This window comes from Providencia sp. PROV174 (genome assembly GCF_028480685.1).
Lineage (GTDB): Bacteria > Pseudomonadota > Gammaproteobacteria > Enterobacterales > Enterobacteriaceae > Providencia > Providencia rettgeri.
On sequence record NZ_JAMPOT010000007.1, the window covers coordinates 265,216 to 284,618 of the forward strand.

Consider the following 19,403-nt stretch of genomic DNA (forward strand, 5'->3'; position numbering starts at 1 on the left):
AGTAACGTAACGAGATTGTAGGTATGCACAACATAAATGAATTAACGGTGCCTTATAAGACGCAGAAGATTATTTATCTTTGGGATCATATATTCAGGATTTTTGATTACAGGAAAAATCCAATCATCTTCGTAAAGTTCATTTTCTTTAAGAGCCTGAAAAAAATCATGTACGGCTGCATTGTAATTTGCACATTCTCTTTTTGTCAGGTGAAGGCGGAGAGCTCGAAAGTCGTCTTTATTGATTTTAGGCATATCCCTTATTCCTTCACTGCAGTCGTCGAGGAATTTATCCAATATCAAAAACAGAGGATCAGCAATAGCGTTGAATTCTTTGCGTTTATCCCGCGATCTGGCGAGATAATGGCCGAGCCAAGTACCCAAGAAAAAAGAAAAGACAGCCCAAAAGAAAGTAATAAAGCTGAGGCTGGACTTGAAAAACAAGGTGAGATTACTCAAGAGAACATCGAACATTTTAAATCATCCCTTATCGGTATGTTATTGGCGTCTTTAGTTATGGTCCCGCTAGGGATTATTTTTAGTTCACATATTAGCCCCCGCATATTAGCAAAGCGTAAGCGTTGGATGAAGCTACACAGACTCAGGGCTGAGAGGTTTCATAGAAATAATCCAAATAAGTATTACATCATCCCGCGTAAAACGCTTTGTCAGTGGCTTTGGTTTTAATAGGAAATTTAGATATGTGCAAACAAACATTAAAAGAAGTCGTGAAAGAAATGTGTAAGGCATACCCCGGTGGACGTTCCGCGATGGCAGGTGCATTGGGTATGACAGAAACTACGTTCAATAACAACTTGTACGAGAAAAACGGCTGTCGTTTTTTTGAGCGTGAAGAGCTTGAGGCAATGGAGGATTTATCTAACATATCATTTCTTGCAGGGTATTACGCAAACAGAAGAAATTTATTGCTGGTGGAAAAGATAAGCCCAGAGGATTTGGACGAACCAGAATTATTCAAATTACAAACTCGAGCATCAACAACTCGCGGTGAGTTAGTTGTATTCATTGGGAAAGCATTGGAAGACGGTGTTGTTGATAGGCATGAAGAAAAGCAAATTATGACAATGTTGGATAGAGCAATCGCAAGCACTAGAGGAGCTATCAATGCGCTCATCAAATTACATAAGAAAGGTTGACGCCCCAGATATGCGGTCCGAGGCGTCGGGTGCTAATAACAACTTGTGTGGAGTAACTAGCATGAGCAGTGTAACGAATTTACGCGGTAGAACGCAAGTGAGAGTTTCTATCCGTGATGGTCGTTTTGTCTATGAACTAAAGGTACCAGAAGGGCGGCAGGAGACCAACTACAAGTTTGTTGAGTGGTTGGTAGATGATTTTAATGCAAGTTGCGGGAGAGGGGAGCATGTCCAATGAAGACGCCAATAATCTCAATCGCATTTATCTGGATAAGCGCGGTATTCGTGTTCGCGTCATACGTTATGACCGAATCAAACAGTGGGTCATATTCATGCGTGACGGTTATGAACATGAATGCTTTGCCCCTTTGTACAAATTTAAAGCCGAATTCACAAGGGTGATGGAATGAGCAGCTTATTACTACTTAAAACACGCCCACAAATTGTTATACCTGAACTGGCGGTACGCTTGGGCTTGAATGAGGCTTTATTGCTTCAGCAAGTTCAGTATTGGCTATCTGAAACCTCGTCGGGCGTTGACCATGAGGGGCACCGCTGGATTTATAACACTATTGAAGAATGGCGTGAACAATTCCCATATTTTTCTGAATCCACAATTAAGCGTGCATTTAACAATTTAAAAAAGTTGGGTGTCTTAAATATTGAGCAAATCAATAAACGAACTCATGACCGTACTAATTATTACTCTATAAATTATGAACATGTGTTGTTATCCGATGAGGTCAAATTGAACCCATCGAATAGTTCAGCCGAGCGCATTCGAACAGGTCAAAATGACCATATCGATAAGCGCAAAATGAAGCGTTCGAATAATATCAAAATGACCCCATCGAACGGGGCAAATTGCCCTGATCTTACAGAGAGTACTACAGAGAATACTCAAGAGATTACAACAGAGAGTAACTCTTTTTGTCCGGCTCATGCTGAGCCAGACCAAGCGCAAATTGTTTTAGAACATTTCAATAAAGTCACGAATTCAAGTTATCGGGATGGGAAAACCACTATGGGCCACATCAGAGCCCGTCTATCTGAAAACTATACCTCGGATGATTTAATTCTGGTAACTGACTACATCACAGCCAAGTGGCTAAATGACTCAAAAATGTGTGATTACCTGCGGCCAAAAACATTATTTAGCCCTGAAAACTGTATGGAGTACTTCGAAAAGGCTCAGAAATGGAATGAGGCTGGTCGCCCTAAATGCGCCAACGGTAAATGGCTAAAGCCGGGTGAGGCGGCTATGAGTATCGACACTGTTGAACGTGACACTGTATTCACTCAAATTTTCTCAACGGGCTGGAAGCCAGCTAATAGGCTCCAAGAAATTGCCAAAGAAATGGCCAGCAAAAGCGGCTTAGGTCGACTTAATGAATTTGCGGGCCGTGCTGCATGGAAAGGCATTTGGCAGCAAGCAGCAGAACAAGCAGCAAAGGAGATGACAGTATGATTTCTTCACAGAAACGTCGGTATATCGAGTTCACAACTCACTTCAAAGGCCGACCGTTTAGTCGTGATGATTTGTTCAATGAGTTTAATATGAAAAAGCACTCTGGGGCGACAACTATCATCAAATCTCTAATCAACTATGGCTTGGTGTATCAAGGCAAAGATGGTCTTTATCACGTATCTGATGATTGTGAAAAAATGCTAAGGGATGGGAAGTTTCGTTCTCATGATACTTCAGCGAGTTCAAATGGGATTGTTGCTGAGACAGCTTTGTCCGCTTTAGTTCAACAGTTTGATGCATTATTGGCAGGGGTAAGAGCATGAGCATATTACTTGTATTGCCATTTCCACCAAGTGTTAATGCATGTTGGCGTAATGTGAATGGCAGAACGCTAATTAGCCAGAAAGGCCGTAAATTTCGTGGCAGTGCGATTGTCGCCATTTATGAGCAATTAAGGCGTAAACCGATAGCGATAACAGAGCCCGTTACAGTAAAAGTAAAAATGTACCCGCCAACAAACCACAAGCGGGACATAGATAACTATTTAAAAGCACCATTCGACGCATTAACGCATGCCAACATTTGGAAGGATGACGGCCAAGTTAAGCGAGTTGAAATGGAGTGGTGTGAAGTAGTCAAGGGTGGGCGCTTTGAAATAACAATCAGTATGCATGAAAGCGCAAGTAAGGTTGCGTAAATGTGGGGAATAGAATGAGTTACCAATGGATATTAACACCAATACTGGTACCAGAAATTGGAGCCATAATATTTAAGCCTGGTGCACATATGCATACATTCAACGGCAGAATGCTACTGATGACTTTGCCACAAGAGCTAAAGCACAAAGCATCGGGCCTTATCTCTCTTTCTGATCAATACCTCAACGACATAGCGAGTGGTGAGCGGGTATCAAAACCTGTGTTAAATTTAACCGTCGAACCCGAACCACCAGCTAGCTTGATGTTAAAGCCAAAATTACAGCGCTGGATTAATGATAACTACCTGCAGTGGGTTAAATCACAGCCATGTTGTGTTTGTAACTCTATCGCGCACGATGCACATCACCTAATCGGTCATGGTCAGGGCGGAATGGGCACTAAGGCCCATGATTTGTTCACTATTCCATTATGTCGCATTCACCACAGCGAGTTGCATAAAGATCCAAATGAGTGGGAGCGCGAGCACGGAAGCCAGTTGGTTTTGTTATTTCGATTCCTAGACCGTTCTGCGTCACTGGGTGTTTTTGGTTAATGCGTTATGCGGAACGCAGGAGACTTTTTGCATGAGAGATATTCAGTTAGTTTTACAAAAATGGGCTGGTTGGGCGAGTGATAATCCGGGGGTTGATTATTCTCATATTGCAGCAGGTTTTAAAGGTTTAATCGTAAATAAAGAGCCGTCAAGGGAATCATGCAGCGATGACGATGGAATAACCATCGACAGTGTTATAGCTAAGCTGAGACAAGTTCGAAAAGAAGAAGAATTAAATTTGATAGTATTGCATTACCTTTACGGTGTATCTAAGCGCAGTATTGCCAAGGAATGGAAAATGAGCGAAGGGCGAATTCGGCAAATGATGCAAGTCGCTGAGGGCTTTGTTGATGGCTGTCTGGCTATGTTGGGTGTAGCCCTAGAAATGGATTCTGATGTTATTAATAAAGTAAAAGTGATAGATAGTAAAAAAGTATTAGTGCGCTACGCAAATTCGATGCTATTGTGATAAGAGTAAATACGTTGTAATCGAACTTATAGAATGAAACCTCGCAATGCGGGGTTTTTTTTATGTCTGAAACAAACATAAGACTTGCTGTTATGATTGGTCAGAGTTACATGTGTAGTTATAAAGTAAGCTAGAAAATAAAATTTGCTATCGCTTAGGATGTGTGGCTTAATGGATTCATCGGTTTGGAAGTACAGGCCTATTTATGCTAGTCAGTTTAAAGTTGTTCACCATTTAGCGTTATCTAAGATACCTCTTCATTGCGAATTCCTTCTAATTAATTCCCATAAGTAAAAATAAAAAACAAACCTTACCTATGCCTTATGGCAAACTTAAAAATTAAAGGAAATTCTATGTCTAATTCAATGATTGGTTTAGTAAAATGGTTTAACGAATCTAAAGGTTTTGGTTTTATCTCTCCTGAAGACGGAAGCAAAGATGTTTTTGTGCATTTTTCAGCTATCCAAAGTGATGATTTTAAAACTTTATATGATGGGCAAAAAGTAAGCTTCTCATTAGAGACTGGCGCAAAAGGCCCAGCAGCAGCTAACGTAGTGGCGCTTTAAAAACATTATAAAAATTCGCTTCTATTACAAGTGCCCATGTTGTAACGGATCCCAGTATCGGACATCGCAGTTTGATATTTCGGTTAGCAATCCACATGGCGCCACATGTATATTTTGTAAAAATATAATGAATGCTCGCGCTATCTAGTATTTTAAACCTCGCAATGTCGAGGTTTTATTATATATAAGGGTGTATTTTTTTAACGTTTCGTATTTGCAACATTTTATTTGAAAAGTAGATGCAGATTTTTAAGAGAAACACCCCAAGGAGTAAACTATGAATTGGCTTGTTATTTACGACCGAATAATTAGTTATACCCAGAATATTATGTTTATAGCTATTATGTCCTTAATGGCTTTTGCAATACTAAACTGGCTTAAATAAGCCTTCTCCGCCATTAACTCAACTGGAAGAGTATTTAGCCTTATTAAGGCTAAGAGTCGAGGTTCGATGCCTCGATGGCGGACCACTCCACTAACTATGTTTAAAGGTTAAGATCATGAGGGGGGGGGATGTCTGGATTGAGTCAATCAAAGCTAATTAGTAGAGTATTGCAATGGATTAGTAGCGCTGCATTGCTTCTACTTGCAGTTATATTAATTATCTTTTTAATCAAAGAAACTATAGTATTGGCCGCACTTTTATTTGCGGTTAGCAATTCAACTTCAATTTACTCCCTAATTGATGGTCTTATCATTTATTTTTTATATTTTGAATTTATTGCATTGATTATCAAGTATTTTCAGTCTGATTATCATTTTCCATTACAATATTTTATCTATATTGCGATCACTGCGGTAATTCGGCTTATTGTTGTTGAGCACAACAGTCCTCAGTTGTTTATCATATATTCGGTCACCATACTGATATTAGTTATCGCATTATACTTTGCAAACTCCGAAAGATTAAAGCCGAATGAATAAGAATACCTTTTAGCAAGTGCCTTTATAATGACAACTCTATTTGCCAGCTTCTATCTTTCACATAGCGGCATTAAAGCGAGTAGGGTTTTCATTGTGGAGAATGCCAAGGCTGATTGGCTAACTCGCATGAGTTATCTGTACTTATCAGGATAGAAGCACACACGCCATGGGAACCTGAACGCATACACTCTCAGCGTATGCCTCCACAATACTTCTAATGTTATTAACGTTTAGATTTAGTTTAGTTACTTAACTGAACTTACAAGCCTCGACAGGTCTAAAACCTAACATAAATATGATTATGAGGTATGACATGAGGCCGTTTATATTAGTTTTTGCGGTAATACTTTCTGCTTGCACATCTTCTGGACAGGATATCAGCAAGGAAAAACCTAAAGATGATCCCTATGCTGAGAGTACGTTAAACAGCATTAAAGCTAGCCAGAAAGTGCAAATAGACCGACAAATATATAAAAGAGGTTATTAATTCAGTAGTTGATAATTACTCAAGGGCTGCGCATTGCGTGGGCTTTTTCTATTTAAGAGAGGTAGTTATGAAATTTGAAGACTTACCCGCTGATATTCAATTGGTTGCTGCTAATTGTTTATCTCGATTAATTATGGATAGATCTCATATGGAAAAAGAGCCAATGGAGAGATTGGCTCGGGATGTTAAGAATGCCTTTATTGAGTTGTTCGGCTCTGAGTCAGAATCAATTGACCATACTAAATCTACTCAAGTTGTCTGCCGCGTTAAAGATAAGGGCGGTTCGCTTGAAGTGTGCTCAGATGGGATTAGTCGTTTTCATTCAATAGCTTTGTGACCGTCTTATTCTAACTCTAGCGCTTCTATTCCAAGATAGAATGCAAGCCTAGACATTAAAAATGCAAAACAGATGAATAGTTTCACCCTGTTTGGTGTATTCTTATCGTTAATTGAATACTCATTAACAGCCAATCCATCCTGGTCTCTTACAAGCAAGGGGGCGTCTATGTTCCATTTATCTGACTGGTTTTCCAATTGAAACCCTTTTAATAAATTAACGAGTTTATTTATTGATTCGTCAGAAACTAAATTATGCCCACTTCCATGTGCTAAATTATTTCTTAGTGAGTTAATCATTTTAAGGCTGCTATATAATTCATCTGGAACACCTAAATTTCGAGCTAACTTAAATTTATCGCTGCAATTAATTCTTACTGAATAATTACCTTCTCCGAAGAAATTATCGGCATCACAAGCTGCGCAAATCCAAGCTTCAGCCAGTTGTTCACTTAATAAGTGAACGCGCAAAACCGCACCAATATCATCTTCTGTTCGAATGGCTTGCATCAATAGTTTATTGACGCCAATTTCATTAACTTTGTCTATAAATATCTGCTTGTTCATATCAGTTCCTTAGGAGGAAGCGTGGACCTTAAAAATATTATGATGATTAATATATCAGACACGGGCGTTTCGTTAACCTTTAATGGTGGAATGGCGAGCTATGATAAAAATGGGCATCTTGAAGGCTCCATAGGTAAACAATCTGTTATTCCAACTCATGTAAGCTTTGTTGATTCTCGCTCTAATCCACAAAACTCAAATCAATCTACTAAAACAACAAATAAAATCTAGCTGCTATTGCTGGTGGCTTTCTATTAACTAAATTTCGGGCACTCCGTAGGGGGTGGTATATGCGTATGGACAAATTAACAACTGGCGCCTCCTATGCTGCCTCTACGGGTTCAACATTCTATTGGCTAAAACAATTGTTAGATGGTTTCTCATCTGAGCAGTGGGCAGCGATAGGGGTGTTGGGAAGCCTGCTTTTAGGTGTAGCTACATTTTTGACAAATTTATATTTCAAACGAAAAGAAGATAAGCGCAAAGAGGCGGCTCATGCCAAAGATACCAAATAAAATAAAGATGGCCGCTGCAGCTGGTGGATTGATGACATTAACTGTTGCAATGGTTACTGAGTTTGAGGGGTATGACCCTAACCCTTATCTTGACCCCATTGGAGTACTCACGGTGTGTTATGGGCACACAGGCTCTGACATTATTCCCACAAAAACTTATACGAAAGCCGAGTGTGAAGCGCTGTTAGAAAAAGACTTGGCAATTGTCGCTAAAGCAGTGAATCCCTTAATTAAGGTCAATATTCCTGACTACACCAGAGCTGCACTTTACTCATTCACTTATAACGTAGGAACAGGGGCATTCTCACGTTCTACGCTACTAAAAAAACTCAACGCTGGTGACCAAGCTGGCGCATGTAATGAACTTAAACGCTGGATATATGCTGGGGGCATCAAATGGAAAGGGTTAATGACAAGACGGGAAGTGGAAAAAGCCGTATGCCTTGGCGAGTTCGCTTATGCATATCCGTTTTCATTATCGGATTCCCCATCTACTTGGCAACTGGCGTATATGTACTCAGAGACGATACCTGCAGTATTGATAAGGTAAGTTTAGAAAAGCGATGTCAAAAAGCCCTAGATCACTACCGAGGTAAGCAGGTGAACTTATGAAAGTAGATAATTCATTCTGGTTATTTTTGGCGCTATTTGCTGTGAGCTGGTGGGCTACAACGCTTTATGACAGCAATGTTTTAGTAAAAAAAGATATTGAGCGATTAGAAAATGAGGCGACTGCAAATCAATTCATATTATCCACCGTTTTAGAACTTTCGGTAACGTTTAATGAAATCTCACGAAATAACCTTAGGGAACGTGATGCGGCGGCAGTGGCTTCTGAAAAGGTCAAAACCATTATCAAAACTGTTCTTGTGGGTAATGAATGCGCTCCCCTTGATGCTCCTAGTGGCGCTACTATCGAGCTGCACAACCACGCGAATAGAATACGTTCAAACGCCATCAGTACCCATTCCAGCCCATCTACTCAATGATTGTTTGCCTGAGTACATCCCTGAGACATTTTCTTGGGGTGACTCTTTATTGATAAATGAGTTGCTACTCACAGTTATCGAGCAATGTAATTTAGATAAAAAGGCCATTAGAGAGATTGAAGCGGCTAGACATAGTAAATAACAAGGTGGGAATTATGTTTAATAATTTACCCGGACCAGGAACATTTCTTTCCCTTGGGCTTGTGTGTGCAGTTCTTGGTTGGGGAGTAATTGAAGGTCTGATTTATATCTGCAAGTGGATGTTTTAGACAAGAAGCCATTTGAGAAGTAGAAACGGTTAGAAGTAATTTAAAATTACATTGAGGTGAATGGCTTATCAATACCAACCCGTATGCGCTCTTGCAAAAAAAACTAAATTAATTAAGACAAGAACGCTTAATAAGTAGATAGAGAATTTTACAAAAATTGTTATTGTATTTGGTTCTCTTTTGTCTTTAAAAACAACAAGTAGAATGCATACAAGAATAGGAATGAGTATGAGTAAGACTTTAATTGGTTGATTATGCATGTGCATGGGTTCTTAAATTGGGCAATAGGGAATTTTCCAACTAGTTAAAGACAATCTTGACAAAAAAGCAATACAGAAAATTGAAGGGAAAAGGGTAAAAAAATAGCCCATACCACCGCCTAGTGGAATACGGGCATAACTATATGCACATCTATGTTTATTATTATCTGTATTTAAGAATAGTATATCAACAGATAAATAAGTGTAAAAAATCTTAACAAAGTATGTCTGTCTCGCAATAGTGGGGATTGTTGATATTAACAGGAGAAATACTATGGCAGCACAAGGCTTCGATAAACCAGCTCAATTCCGTGAAGAGTTAGATAAAAGCATTCTGAAAGAATAAAAAAAGCCCCTCGTTGGCGTGGGGCATAAAAATTCGGAATGGTTATTACTAGTTTTGTGAATGCCCAAATGTCAAATGGGGGTGCGCATCGTACCAACATAGGTTAAATAATCTAGGTATAAATTGTTCCGAAATACGGAAAAGAATATTGAAAAACGCGTATGCAAATAAAAAAAGCCTACACAGCGGTAGGCTAAAGTGTTGCTTTACGATGAATATCAGCGTTAAGCCTAGCAGGTTATTTCAAATGCGCAATTATATTTGGTGATTATTAAATGGCATAAAAAAGCCCCTCTACAGAAGGGCATATCTAATGGAAATGTAACTTTATAATTATTGTAGTAAGGCCAGCCATCCTTGACCAGCGGCGAGATATTATCACTACTTATTACTTAATCCAAATCGGGGTATTTATTAAATCTATTTTAGGGGCATGTAAAAGGATGGCTTAAGATCTGTGAGATTTCTGAGAAGGGGTGAAAATAAATACAAGCTTATTAAGTTTTATAGCTATTTTTTAATACCAACGAAAAAAGTAAATCGACTCATTGGATTTTGGTTATCTTCTTCAATAGTTTCATGAATTGTAACAATATTACCTCGTTTAAGGATTAGCTTTGGATCGTCTACTGATAAAGGTTGTCGATATTTTCTAGTTATATATTGATGGCATCCTTTATCAGCACGACCAGAAGGTTTTGCATTAATAATTTCTCCACTCACTAGAATAGATATTTCTTTTTTGTTGCAAACATTTCCACTCACCTCAAGACAAGACGTTTGTGCAGAGACATTCTCTAAAATATTAATATCTAGATTGCATGAGTTAATATAAGAAGCCCATGATAATTGAGGTGTTGATATTAAAAGTAACAGTAGAAGCTTGGGCATCATATACGTTCCTATAGTAGCTTATATTTATAACGGATTATGGTGATTAGTCAGTTTTTGGTCACTTTTATTGTAATTAGAAGTAACTCAGGGCGTTGAAATGGGAAGGATAAAAAAATAGCCCATCAATGATGAGCAAACAACACAGTATCTTCACTATATCCTTGTCACGGGATAGTAAACAATGAGTTAGCATAAATCTTATTGTTATTCCCAATGACACTGGGTGTACTGCATGAGGTCAATGACAGTACGTGTTTATTCAAACAATAGCCATCTTATATTTGTAAAGGTTCATAGCCATCAGCTAATCACTGGTGGCTTTTTCATTTATGGAGACAGACATGTCAGATAAAAAAGAAATAGCCACCCTATCTATAAAGATATCAGTTGATAGCACTGACTTAGATAAGCTGGAAGCACAATTAAAACGTATTGAAGGGCTGATGATTAGCACGGGACTGAAGCAGCCAGCAAGTGTTGGATTTAGCGCTGATAAGTTCTTTATTACAAATGGTCAGGTATTTATTGATAGCTCTTATATAACACCGGCACCCATTCCGAGCTTAAAGATAAAAGGCATAGCAATAGATAGTGCTATGCGACAGGCAGCAAAGGAGGGCGCTGAAGGCGGATTTTTAACGACTACAACTAAAACAGAAACAGACGAACAGCGTAGAATCAAAGGGTTGGAAACTAAATTTAGCCTATTGCAGTCATCTATGACATCAATACAACAGACCATAGCTGATTCAGATAGAGCATTTGCAGCTTCCCTAGAGCGAGTTCATGCCGATATTCAATCAGCTAAGTCTGGATGGCAATTATGAGCAACTCACAGCCAAGACAATCGGTTTGCAACAGTGAATCGAAGGGATTCAATGAGGTGCTCAAACTCATTGCTCTTCATTTAATAAAGACGGCTATCACAATGTTTGGTGATAAAGAGTTACCACCTGAAGTGGAAAAGCAAAGAGCAACTATTGATTCTGATATCAAAGAGCAGCAGATGATGGTTGATAGATTGCTGAATGCCGCACCACAACAAGCGACTGTAGGAGTTACCGATGCCGCCACGTATCCCTCGTGCTTGCCGAAAGCGCGGATGTACCAAGACAACGACTGACCGTAGTGGTTACTGCCAAGAACATATGAGTACAGGGTGGGAGAGCCACCAGCCCGGCAAGAGCCGACATGAGCGAGGTTACGGTTCTAAGTGGGATAAGATACGACCTCGAATCTTTCAGCGTGATAAATATCTTTGTCAAAACTGCTTACCTCGGGCTGTAGAAGCCAAGACTGTCGACCACATCATACCTAAAGCACATGGTGGTACTGATGATGATGGTAACTTGCAATCACTCTGCTGGCCTTGCCATAAAAGGAAGACAGCAACAGAGAGATTACGCAAATAGATGTTATATATGAATATTTATATTAATGATGATAATTATCATCTATGGGGAGGGGCGGGTAAAATCTCTACCCCTCTCGCCCTTTAGGACTGCCGCTTCAGGTAAATTTTTACGGACGCGAATTAAGGATTATTTTTTTCGAAACTTTTTAACATTTTTTAGGAGGCTAAATGGCAACTGGTATCCGTGCCTCGGGTGGCGGTCGACGCAAAAATTTACCTGCTAAAAACGGAAAAAGCAGTATTACTCGAATCGCCCCACCCGATGAATTGATGGGTGATGCGGCAATAAAATTGTGGAAAACACAAAGTAAGATTTTAATTGATCGCGGCACGTTCGAACTTGAAGATGCCCCATTACTTGTTGCTTATTGTAACGCTTTTCAACTAATGCTTACGGCTGAACAGGTTATTTTAAAGCACGCCAAAATGGACTTGGAAAGTGGTGGTATTACTGAAATGAGCGGATCTGGTGGGCTTAAAAAGCACCCAGCTGTTGCTGTTCGAAATGACAGCGTTTCGCAAATAGCACGATTGGGATCATTGCTCGGCCTAGACCCGTTGAGTCGAATGAGAAGCACTGGCGCAAAAGAGAAAGATGATGATGGAAACGAATTCGATGAGTTTTAATTATGGCTACTTATCCGAGCGTCAACGCGGCAAATCAATATGCTAGAGATATTGTTAGCGGAAAAATTCCATCATGTATCTATGTCAAACAGTCATGTCAACGGCATTTAGGCGACCTCCAGAAAGCGAAAGATAAAAACTGGCCATATCGATTTGATAAAGATAAGGCTGAGAGGTTTTGTCGTTTTGCTCAGCTTATGCCGCACACAAAAGGTGATTGGGCAAAGCGAAAGCTACGGATCACACTGGAGCCATGGCAGCTATTTATTTTCTGTGTGGTTTTTGGTTGGGTAAAAAAGAAGTGTGGCAATCGTCGATTTACAGAAATGTATGTCGAAGTACCCCGTAAAAATGGTAAATCACTCATTGCGGCTGCGGTCGGTAATTATATGTTTTGTGCTGATGGTGAGTACGGCGCTGAGGTGTATTGCGGTGCAACCACCGAAAAACAAGCATGGAAAGTCTTTGAACCTGCTTTAGCGATGGTCAAAAAGCTTCCATCATTAAGAAAACGCTTTCAAATCAAGCCATGGGCAGAAAAAATGACTCGCCCAGATGGTTCTGTATTTGCGCCCTTAATTGGTGATCCTGGTGATGGTGATAACCCAACGTGCGCGATTATCGACGAGTATCACGAGCATTCAACGGACGCGCTGTATACGACAATGACAACGGGGATGGGAGCGCGTGAGCAACCGCTTACACTCATTATCACGACAGCAGGTTTTGATATTCAAAGCCCTTGTTATGATAAACGCAGCCAAGTAACTGAAATTCTTGAGGGGATTCGTACTGGTGGGGCTAACGATCAAATCTTTGGCATCATCTACACGATAGATAAAGAGGATGACTGGAAAGCACCTGAAGCAGTCATTAAATCGAATCCTAACTGTGGCGTCTCTGTCAAATATGACTACCTGTTAGCAAAGCAAGAGCTAGGGATAACAACCCCCAGGCAGACCAATCAAATCAAAACGAAGCATTTCAATATTTGGGTAACCGCTAAATCAGCGTTCTATAACATGGACCACTGGCGAAAAGCGGAGGACAAGAGCCTAAAAATTGAAGATTTCTACGGCGAGGATGTTTATTTAGGGATCGACTTAGCGACAAAGCTAGATTTGAACTGTGTCGCACCAATCTTTAAGCGCGAAATTAACGGTAAAAAGCATTATTTTTCAGTGTCACCATTATTTTTTGCACCTGAAGATACTATTTATTCAACGGATACTGACAAATTACGAACAGCTGAACGCTATCAAAGCTTTGTCAATCAAGGTGCTCTCATTCCGAGCGATGGCGCAGAAGTTGATTATCGACTCATTGAGGACTCAATTTTAAAATTGAGAGCGCATTTCAACATCGTTTCAAGTCCTATCGACCCCTCGGGGGCTATTGCGCTTTCGCATCGATTGCAGGATGAAGGGCTGGAGCCTATTTCGATTACGCAAAACTACACAAATATGAGTGATCCCATGAAAGAGATTGAAGCCGCACTTGCTGCAGGTCGATTCCATCATGATGGAAATCCTATCATGACATGGTGCTTTCAAAATGTGGTCGGTAAATATTTGCCGGGTAGTGATGATGTTGTTAGGCCAACCAAAGATGGCAATGAAAATAAAATTGATGGTGCGGTTTCGACAATGATGGCGGTCGGAAGAGCGATGCTGCATGAAGATAAGCCTGATTACTCAGGATTCATAAATAACCCAATCATAGTAGGTATCTGATGAAGCATAACAAGAAGCCGGGGCGCGTTAAGAGCGCGCTTCTTAATTGGTTGGGCGTCCCAATATCGCTAACCAATGGAGAATTTTGGCAAGAATGGAGTGGCGTGAGCACTAGCGGAAAGCTTGTGACTGCGGATAAAGCAATGCAGCTCTCAACCGTATGGGCCTGTGTGAGGCTACTAAGTGAATCTATTTCAACTTTACCTATAAAAATCTACCAAAGCAGAAGTGACGGTTCGCGTACTTTAGCTAAAGAGCATCCCGTTTATAGGTTGCTATGCAAGCAACCTAATATAGAGATGACGCCATCAAGATTCATGCTAATGGTAGTAGCTAGTTTATGTTTGCGCGGGAATAGCTTTATTGAAAAAAAATACATCGGCCCAAAGCTTGTTGCGTTGGTTCCGCTACTTCCTCAAAACATGGTCGTAAAGCGTGATGAAGCTAGTGGAATGCTTGAATATAAATACACAGACCCTTTCACCAAAGAAGAGAGAATAGTACCCATTAAAAATATGATGCATATCCGTGGTTTTGGTATGGATGGCATATGTGGAATGATCCCCATTCAAACTGGGCGAAATGTCATTGGTTCAGCTTTATCAGTTGAAGAATCAGCCGCTAAAATATTCGAAAATGGGCTGCAGAGCTCTGGTTTTATTTCTTCAGAACTTCCTTTGAATGACGAGCAGCGAGAGCGCATTAGAAGTTATTTATTAAGCTTTGTCGGTTCAAAGAATGCTGGAAAAATGATGGTGCTTGAGGGGGGGATGAAATACAACAATGTCACTATGAACCCTGAAGCAGCGCAAATGTTAGAAAGTAGGGCTTTTAGTATAGAGGAAATTTGCCGCTGGTTTCGTGTTCCTCCGTTTATGGTTGGCCATATGGATAAACAAAGCAGTTGGGCATCCAGTGTGGAAGGCATGAACATGCAGTTTTTAACGAACACATTGAGGCCATTACTTGTCAATATCGAGCAAGAAATCAGTCGTTGTTTATTGAGTGGTGATGATGATTATTATGCAGAGTTTTCTGTCGAGGGATTACTTCGAGCAGATAGCGCAGGTCGAGCAGCTTACTATACAACATCATTGCAAAATGGTTGGATGAGCCGTAATGATGTGAGGCGCCTTGAAAACCTTCCGCCTATTGATGGTGGTGATATTTACACTGTTCAACTCAACTTAACCCCGATTGACCAGTTAGGAAAAGATATTTCTGGCAGTGAGGCTGAAAAGCTTAAGGCTCAAATCACCAACTGGCTATTCCCAGAAGGTGACCCAACAACTCAACCCCAAAAACCTCATTCCGAGGAGTAAATTTAATGAAAAGAAACAATTTGCCAGTTGCGCTGGAGGATCGCCCCTGCGCATCGATTAGCTATGAACTCAAACCAAGAGCACTTGATAAGTGGAATAGCAGCATCCGTGCCGCTAGCTCTGCCAACACGATTTCTGTTTTAGATGTTATTGGTGAGGATTATTGGGGGGAGGGAGTAACCGCTAAGCGTATTTCTGGTGCACTTCGCGCTATTGGGAACAATGATGTCGTCGTCAATATCAATAGCCCAGGTGGTGACATGTTTGAAGGGTTGGCTATCTATAACTTGCTTCGTGCTCACAGTGGCAAAGTCACCGTTAATATCTTGGGCATTGCCGCTTCAGCCGCATCCATTATTGCGATGGCAGGCGATGAAATTCATATGGGGCGCGGTGCGTTTTTGATGATCCACAACTGCTGGTCAATAGGGGTTGGTAACCGGCACGACTTTGCAAAATTAGCGGCAGACTTAGAGCCTTTTGATAAATCAATGGCCGATATCTATGTTGCTAGAAGTGGTCAGTCTGAAAGTGTTGTCAGCAAAATGATGGATGATGAAACCTATATCGCATCAAGTGATGCAATAGCAAAAGGTTTTGCTGACGGGGTGCTTGCGGCTGATGAAATTAATGATGGTGATGAAAGTCCCCAAGCCGCTATACGTAAGCTCGATGCAGCATTGGCTAAAGCGGAAATGCCGCGTTCCGAGCGACGAAAACTAATTAGTGCCTTAACGGGAAGTATGCCGGGCGCTACTTCCGATCCTAATGGTATGCCAAGCGCTACCAACGAAATAAACCCAAAAACCTTATCTGATTTGCAAGAGGCTGTAAGGGCCTTTGCAAAAACTAATTAATTATTGGAGACACTATGTCTGATACAAATGAATTATTGAAAACCTTGTCAGCAACAATCAAAGAAGCCAATGAAAAATTTACTGCTAAAGCGGAGGAGGCTTTAAAAGAAGCGAAAGCGGCTGGTAGCTTAAGTGCTTCAACTAAAGACACTGTTGATAAAATGGCATCTGATTTAAACGCTTTAAAAGCTGCTGAGACAACTTTAAAGGCTGCATTAGGTGATCTGGAGCAACATGTCGCTCAGATGCCGCTTAATAATGCGTTACAAACAGTGAAAAGTGTCGGTCAGCAATTTGTTTCTGCTGAAGTATTAAAAGATATCAACTCCAGTATTCAGGGAAATAAACGGATTTCAGTGCCGGTTAATGCCGCATTAATTTCTACCGATGTTCCAGAAGGTATAGTTCCTCCTCAACGATTACCAGGAGTCGATGTCGCACCAAAGCAACGTTTGTTTATCCGTGAACTTATCGCGCCGGGCAAAACACAATCACCTGCAATTTTCTGGGTTCAGCAAACTGGATTTACTAACAATGCTGCTGTTGTGCCTGAAAATACAGCTAAACCCTACAGTGATATTAAATTCGAGCCAAAAATTACCGCAGTAACTACCATTGCACATTTGTTTAAAGCATCTAAGCAAATCTTAGATGACTTTTCACAGTTGCAGTCACTGGTTGACGCAGAAATGCGCTACGGGTTGAAGTTTGTGGAAGAGCAGGAAATCTTATTTGGTGATGGTTCTGGAGCGCACTTACACGGCATCATTCCACAGGCGTCTAAATTTAAAGCGGAGTTTGAGGTAGAGAAACAAAATGGCATTGATGATCTGCGACTTGCCATGTTGCAGGCTCAGTTAGCACGATTCCCAGCCTCTGGTCATGTGTTGCATTTTGTTGATTGGGCGAAAATTGAGTTAATGAAAGATACCTTAGGCCGTTATATTTTAGCGAATCCAGCGGCACTAACGGGACCTACTCTGTGGGGATTACCTGTTGTTGCCACTGAAACTGCCGCTTTCAAAGGTAAGTTTTTAACTGGGGCATTCAATGCAGGGGCTCAGTTATTTGACCGTGAGGAAACTAACGTTGTCATTTCTACTGAGAATACTGATGACTTCGAGAAAAACATGATTTCCATTCGTTGCGAGGAACGATTGGCATTAGCGGTAAAACGACCTGAAGCCTTTATTTATGGTGATTTTACGGCACCAAAAACAGGTGAATAATCCATGAAAGCGGTCAATAGGCCGCTTTTTCTTTTTGGGGTGATCTATGAAACTAAAGATATTACGTGCAATTTATTTTGGTAATAAGGTAGTTGTAGAAGGTGAAGAAATAGAAACACTGGAGCAACATGGCCGTGAACTCGTTTTAAAAGGCTATGCAGTTGAAATTGAAGGTGAACAGAATCTTGTAGAGCCAGAGCCAGAGCCAGAGCCAGAGCCAGAGCCAGAGCCAGAGCCAGAGCCAAAAAAAGAAACTAAAGGCAAAAAGGAGAAATAATGCTTTCTCTTGAACTTATCAAACAACAACTCAGATTAGAGATTGATTATGTTGAAGAAGATGATTTGTTAACACTTTATTCAGCAGCGGCGCTTCGTTTGATTGAAAGCCATACAAGGCGGACATTAGTTCAAGAGTCTGAGGCAGATATCGACCCTGAGTTGAATTTGGTTTTTAGTGGTGACGTACGCCTTGCGGCACTGCTGATCATTGGTCATTGGTATGCTAATCGAGAATCTGTTGTTGTTGGCGCGTCTGGCGCTCAACTTCCGCTGGGGTTTGATGCTTTATTACAACCTTATGTGAGGTATGGGATATGACATCGATTCAAGCCGGCGAACTCAATAAACGTATTGCGTTATCACGCCCAGAAGAAATCAGGGACGATTTTGGTGAACCTAAAACAGAGTTAGTAAAAGTCACTGACGTATGGGCCAAAGTGGAGGCGATGTCTAATCGCAAAATTCGCACTGCAGATCAGCAACAAGTTATCGAAACCTACCATTTCACCATTCGACCCCGTAGCGATATTGATGATGGATGGATAATTGCTTATCAAAAGCGCAATTTCACGGTGCGCGCATTAGATAGAAACCAGTCAGACCGTTTAATTATTACAGCGGAGGTCGACAGTCGACATGATAGAAACTGATATCAAGGCAGACTTAGAGCGACTAACGGGATTGAACGCTTACCCTGTCGCGCTTCCTTCAAATGTGCTTGAGGGGGTGACTTATCAGAAAATAAGTGACCCCAAAATGATAACCGGCCTAGCTAAAACATCTCTTGTTCAAGCGCGATTTCAAATTACCTTTCAGATCCCTAATGACTATTCAAAAGCCTTAAAGCTTGAAAAAGTAGTGCTCAATGCATGGGAAAACATCATTCATGGTCACATTGGTCGTTATCCCGTTCAAACAGTTCAGCGAGGTAATTTCATGCAAAACAGAGAAGAACAGACGGATAAACGGGTTATTTGGCGTGTGATGCGTGATTTTATTATCACTTATCCAGAGGGGGCTGAATGAGGGCAACTGTTGAGATAAAAGGCCTTAAAGAATTGGAGTATGAGTTAAACCGTTTAGGGGAGGACATAACGACAAAAGTGCTACGGCAAGCTGGACGTGAAGCGATGGTACCTGTGCTGGAGGATATGAAACAACACGCAGGCTATGATGCAACCAGCGAATCAGAGCACATGCGCGACAGTATCAAGATCCGCACAACGAGCCGCATGAAAGACCAAAAAACGCTCTCTGTCATGACCGTTCGTGTAGGGCCAAGCAAAGCTCACGCAATGAAAGCCAAAGCACAAGAGTTTGGCACAGTAAAACAAATCCCTAATCCCTTCATCCGTCCAGCATTGGACTATAACCGCCAATTTATTTTAAACACGCTAGCCGCTGAGATACGCGCCAGCATCGAAAAATATCGTTAATTCATTTAT

33 protein-coding genes, 1 tRNA gene and 1 pseudogene are annotated in these 19,403 nt (G+C 40.8%); 32 read left to right on the forward strand and 3 right to left on the reverse strand.

Translation table 11 applies throughout. The features are described from left to right. Positions 1 to 41: 41 nt before the first annotated feature. Positions 42 to 254: a hypothetical protein gene (locus tag PSE60_RS04840; RefSeq protein WP_272517529.1), complete on the reverse strand. Its 213-nt coding sequence runs from the start codon at positions 252 to 254 to the stop codon at positions 42 to 44. A gap of 108 nt (positions 255 to 362) precedes the next feature. Here PSE60_RS04840 and PSE60_RS04845 point away from each other — a divergent pair, with 108 nt between their 5' ends. From PSE60_RS04845 to PSE60_RS04910, 14 genes and pseudogenes are all read left to right on the forward strand, one after another. After that, entirely contained in the window at positions 363 to 686 is a 324-nt protein-coding gene (locus PSE60_RS04845; protein ID WP_272517530.1) for a hypothetical protein, read from the forward strand. 14 nt (positions 687 to 700) lie between these two features. Further along, positions 701 to 1,156 (forward strand): YmfL family putative regulatory protein, encoded by a 456-nt coding sequence (locus PSE60_RS04850; RefSeq protein WP_272664704.1) that lies wholly within the window; start codon positions 701 to 703, stop codon positions 1,154 to 1,156. Between the two features lie 61 nt (positions 1,157 to 1,217). Further along, positions 1,218 to 1,394 carry a hypothetical protein gene (locus tag PSE60_RS04855; RefSeq protein ID WP_196723636.1) on the forward strand — a complete coding sequence of 59 codons (177 nt, stop codon included), beginning with the start codon at positions 1,218 to 1,220 and terminating at the stop codon, positions 1,392 to 1,394. Then, on the forward strand, positions 1,384 to 1,566 hold the full coding sequence (locus PSE60_RS04860) for a DUF4222 domain-containing protein (protein WP_115167084.1): 183 nt from the start codon (positions 1,384 to 1,386) through the stop codon (positions 1,564 to 1,566). The genes PSE60_RS04855 and PSE60_RS04860 overlap by 11 nt, the downstream gene beginning before the upstream one ends. Beyond that, on the forward strand, positions 1,563 to 2,624 hold the full coding sequence (locus tag PSE60_RS04865) for a conserved phage C-terminal domain-containing protein (protein ID WP_109913340.1): 1,062 nt from the start codon (positions 1,563 to 1,565) through the stop codon (positions 2,622 to 2,624). The genes PSE60_RS04860 and PSE60_RS04865 overlap by 4 nt, the downstream gene beginning before the upstream one ends. Then, complete coding sequence (locus tag PSE60_RS04870) at positions 2,621 to 2,947, forward strand: hypothetical protein (protein ID WP_109913341.1); 327 nt, start codon at positions 2,621 to 2,623, stop codon at positions 2,945 to 2,947. Before PSE60_RS04865 ends, PSE60_RS04870 begins: the two co-directional genes overlap by 4 nt. Continuing rightward, positions 2,944 to 3,321, forward strand: coding sequence for a RusA family crossover junction endodeoxyribonuclease (locus tag PSE60_RS04875; protein WP_272517532.1), 378 nt, complete (start codon positions 2,944 to 2,946; stop codon positions 3,319 to 3,321). Before PSE60_RS04870 ends, PSE60_RS04875 begins: the two co-directional genes overlap by 4 nt. Before the next feature lie 14 nt (positions 3,322 to 3,335). Then, the gene (locus tag PSE60_RS20600) at positions 3,336 to 3,875 is read left to right on the forward strand and encodes a DUF968 domain-containing protein (RefSeq protein ID WP_109913343.1); all 540 of its coding nucleotides are present in this window, start codon (positions 3,336 to 3,338) and stop codon (positions 3,873 to 3,875) included. A 31-nt stretch (positions 3,876 to 3,906) separates the two neighbouring features. After that, the gene (locus tag PSE60_RS04885) at positions 3,907 to 4,344 is read left to right on the forward strand and encodes an antiterminator Q family protein (protein ID WP_004911675.1); all 438 of its coding nucleotides are present in this window, start codon (positions 3,907 to 3,909) and stop codon (positions 4,342 to 4,344) included. A gap of 353 nt (positions 4,345 to 4,697) precedes the next feature. Then, positions 4,698 to 4,910 (forward strand): transcription antiterminator/RNA stability regulator CspE, encoded by a 213-nt coding sequence (gene cspE / locus PSE60_RS04890; protein WP_004911672.1) that lies wholly within the window; start codon positions 4,698 to 4,700, stop codon positions 4,908 to 4,910. Positions 4,911 to 4,917: 7 nt separating this feature from the next. Then, positions 4,918 to 5,040, forward strand: a pseudogene (ymcF, locus tag PSE60_RS04895) (cold shock small protein YmcF); the annotation flags it as partial. A 262-nt stretch (positions 5,041 to 5,302) separates the two neighbouring features. After that, positions 5,303 to 5,380 (forward strand) — tRNA-Asn (locus PSE60_RS04900). A gap of 43 nt (positions 5,381 to 5,423) precedes the next feature. Beyond that, positions 5,424 to 5,834: a phosphate-starvation-inducible protein PsiE gene (psiE, locus tag PSE60_RS04905; protein ID WP_109913125.1), complete on the forward strand. Its 411-nt coding sequence runs from the start codon at positions 5,424 to 5,426 to the stop codon at positions 5,832 to 5,834. A gap of 554 nt (positions 5,835 to 6,388) precedes the next feature. Further along, positions 6,389 to 6,658, forward strand: a complete 270-nt coding sequence (locus PSE60_RS04910) for a hypothetical protein (RefSeq protein ID WP_109913124.1) — start codon at positions 6,389 to 6,391, stop codon at positions 6,656 to 6,658. 5 nt (positions 6,659 to 6,663) lie between these two features. On the opposite strand, the gene PSE60_RS04915 is transcribed toward PSE60_RS04910, so the two are convergent. Next, entirely contained in the window at positions 6,664 to 7,224 is a 561-nt protein-coding gene (locus tag PSE60_RS04915; protein WP_115167086.1) for a hypothetical protein, read from the reverse strand. A gap of 21 nt (positions 7,225 to 7,245) precedes the next feature. Here PSE60_RS04915 and PSE60_RS04920 point away from each other — a divergent pair, with 21 nt between their 5' ends. From PSE60_RS04920 to lysC, 5 genes are read left to right on the forward strand one after another with little or no spacing between them, the layout of a single operon-like run. Next, positions 7,246 to 7,455 carry a hypothetical protein gene (locus PSE60_RS04920; RefSeq protein WP_115167087.1) on the forward strand — a complete coding sequence of 70 codons (210 nt, stop codon included), beginning with the start codon at positions 7,246 to 7,248 and terminating at the stop codon, positions 7,453 to 7,455. A 59-nt stretch (positions 7,456 to 7,514) separates the two neighbouring features. Further along, positions 7,515 to 7,739, forward strand: a complete 225-nt coding sequence (locus PSE60_RS04925) for a class II holin family protein (protein WP_004911666.1) — start codon at positions 7,515 to 7,517, stop codon at positions 7,737 to 7,739. Next, a complete protein-coding gene (locus PSE60_RS04930) occupies positions 7,720 to 8,289 on the forward strand; it encodes a lysozyme (RefSeq protein WP_196723634.1) in 570 nt (189 codons plus the stop codon). The genes PSE60_RS04925 and PSE60_RS04930 overlap by 20 nt, the downstream gene beginning before the upstream one ends. 58 nt (positions 8,290 to 8,347) lie before the next feature. Next, positions 8,348 to 8,728 carry a hypothetical protein gene (locus PSE60_RS04935; RefSeq protein ID WP_272664705.1) on the forward strand — a complete coding sequence of 127 codons (381 nt, stop codon included), beginning with the start codon at positions 8,348 to 8,350 and terminating at the stop codon, positions 8,726 to 8,728. After that, positions 8,634 to 8,870 (forward strand): Rz1-like lysis system protein LysC, encoded by a 237-nt coding sequence (gene lysC, locus PSE60_RS20605; protein ID WP_419181578.1) that lies wholly within the window; start codon positions 8,634 to 8,636, stop codon positions 8,868 to 8,870. Before PSE60_RS04935 ends, lysC begins: the two co-directional genes overlap by 95 nt. Before the next feature lie 1,243 nt (positions 8,871 to 10,113). On the opposite strand, the gene PSE60_RS04940 is transcribed toward lysC, so the two are convergent. After that, entirely contained in the window at positions 10,114 to 10,497 is a 384-nt protein-coding gene (locus PSE60_RS04940; protein ID WP_109913120.1) for a hypothetical protein, read from the reverse strand. Between the two features lie 341 nt (positions 10,498 to 10,838). Between PSE60_RS04940 and PSE60_RS04945 the strand changes: the two genes are divergently transcribed. From PSE60_RS04945 to PSE60_RS05005, 13 genes are all read left to right on the forward strand, one after another. After that, positions 10,839 to 11,324, forward strand: a complete 486-nt coding sequence (locus tag PSE60_RS04945) for a hypothetical protein (RefSeq protein ID WP_272664706.1) — start codon at positions 10,839 to 10,841, stop codon at positions 11,322 to 11,324. 56 nt (positions 11,325 to 11,380) lie between these two features. Further along, positions 11,381 to 11,620 (forward strand): hypothetical protein, encoded by a 240-nt coding sequence (locus PSE60_RS04950; RefSeq protein ID WP_164561056.1) that lies wholly within the window; start codon positions 11,381 to 11,383, stop codon positions 11,618 to 11,620. Then, positions 11,562 to 11,909: an HNH endonuclease gene (locus tag PSE60_RS04955; protein ID WP_272664707.1), complete on the forward strand. Its 348-nt coding sequence runs from the start codon at positions 11,562 to 11,564 to the stop codon at positions 11,907 to 11,909. The genes PSE60_RS04950 and PSE60_RS04955 overlap by 59 nt, the downstream gene beginning before the upstream one ends. A gap of 170 nt (positions 11,910 to 12,079) precedes the next feature. Further along, positions 12,080 to 12,538 (forward strand): phage terminase small subunit P27 family, encoded by a 459-nt coding sequence (locus tag PSE60_RS04960; RefSeq protein ID WP_117162334.1) that lies wholly within the window; start codon positions 12,080 to 12,082, stop codon positions 12,536 to 12,538. Positions 12,539 to 12,540: 2 nt separating this feature from the next. Continuing rightward, the gene (locus PSE60_RS04965; RefSeq protein WP_117162333.1) at positions 12,541 to 14,271 is read left to right on the forward strand and encodes a terminase large subunit; all 1,731 of its coding nucleotides are present in this window, start codon (positions 12,541 to 12,543) and stop codon (positions 14,269 to 14,271) included. Beyond that, the gene (locus PSE60_RS04970) at positions 14,271 to 15,593 is read left to right on the forward strand and encodes a phage portal protein (protein WP_117162332.1); all 1,323 of its coding nucleotides are present in this window, start codon (positions 14,271 to 14,273) and stop codon (positions 15,591 to 15,593) included. The genes PSE60_RS04965 and PSE60_RS04970 overlap by 1 nt, the downstream gene beginning before the upstream one ends. A gap of 5 nt (positions 15,594 to 15,598) precedes the next feature. Continuing rightward, positions 15,599 to 16,450, forward strand: coding sequence for a head maturation protease, ClpP-related (locus PSE60_RS04975; RefSeq protein WP_272664708.1), 852 nt, complete (start codon positions 15,599 to 15,601; stop codon positions 16,448 to 16,450). A 14-nt stretch (positions 16,451 to 16,464) separates the two neighbouring features. Next, positions 16,465 to 17,679: a phage major capsid protein gene (locus PSE60_RS04980; RefSeq protein WP_272664709.1), complete on the forward strand. Its 1,215-nt coding sequence runs from the start codon at positions 16,465 to 16,467 to the stop codon at positions 17,677 to 17,679. 46 nt (positions 17,680 to 17,725) lie between these two features. Then, positions 17,726 to 17,956 carry a DUF7210 family protein gene (locus tag PSE60_RS04985; RefSeq protein ID WP_227528784.1) on the forward strand — a complete coding sequence of 77 codons (231 nt, stop codon included), beginning with the start codon at positions 17,726 to 17,728 and terminating at the stop codon, positions 17,954 to 17,956. Next, complete coding sequence (locus PSE60_RS04990) at positions 17,956 to 18,276, forward strand: head-tail connector protein (RefSeq protein WP_117162328.1); 321 nt, start codon at positions 17,956 to 17,958, stop codon at positions 18,274 to 18,276. Before PSE60_RS04985 ends, PSE60_RS04990 begins: the two co-directional genes overlap by 1 nt. After that, on the forward strand, positions 18,273 to 18,608 hold the full coding sequence (locus PSE60_RS04995) for a phage head closure protein (protein WP_272517538.1): 336 nt from the start codon (positions 18,273 to 18,275) through the stop codon (positions 18,606 to 18,608). Before PSE60_RS04990 ends, PSE60_RS04995 begins: the two co-directional genes overlap by 4 nt. After that, positions 18,595 to 18,984, forward strand: coding sequence for a hypothetical protein (locus PSE60_RS05000; protein WP_264967607.1), 390 nt, complete (start codon positions 18,595 to 18,597; stop codon positions 18,982 to 18,984). The genes PSE60_RS04995 and PSE60_RS05000 overlap by 14 nt, the downstream gene beginning before the upstream one ends. After that, a complete protein-coding gene (locus PSE60_RS05005; protein ID WP_272664710.1) occupies positions 18,981 to 19,394 on the forward strand; it encodes an HK97-gp10 family putative phage morphogenesis protein in 414 nt (137 codons plus the stop codon). Before PSE60_RS05000 ends, PSE60_RS05005 begins: the two co-directional genes overlap by 4 nt. The last annotated feature ends 9 nt before the right edge of the window (positions 19,395 to 19,403 follow it).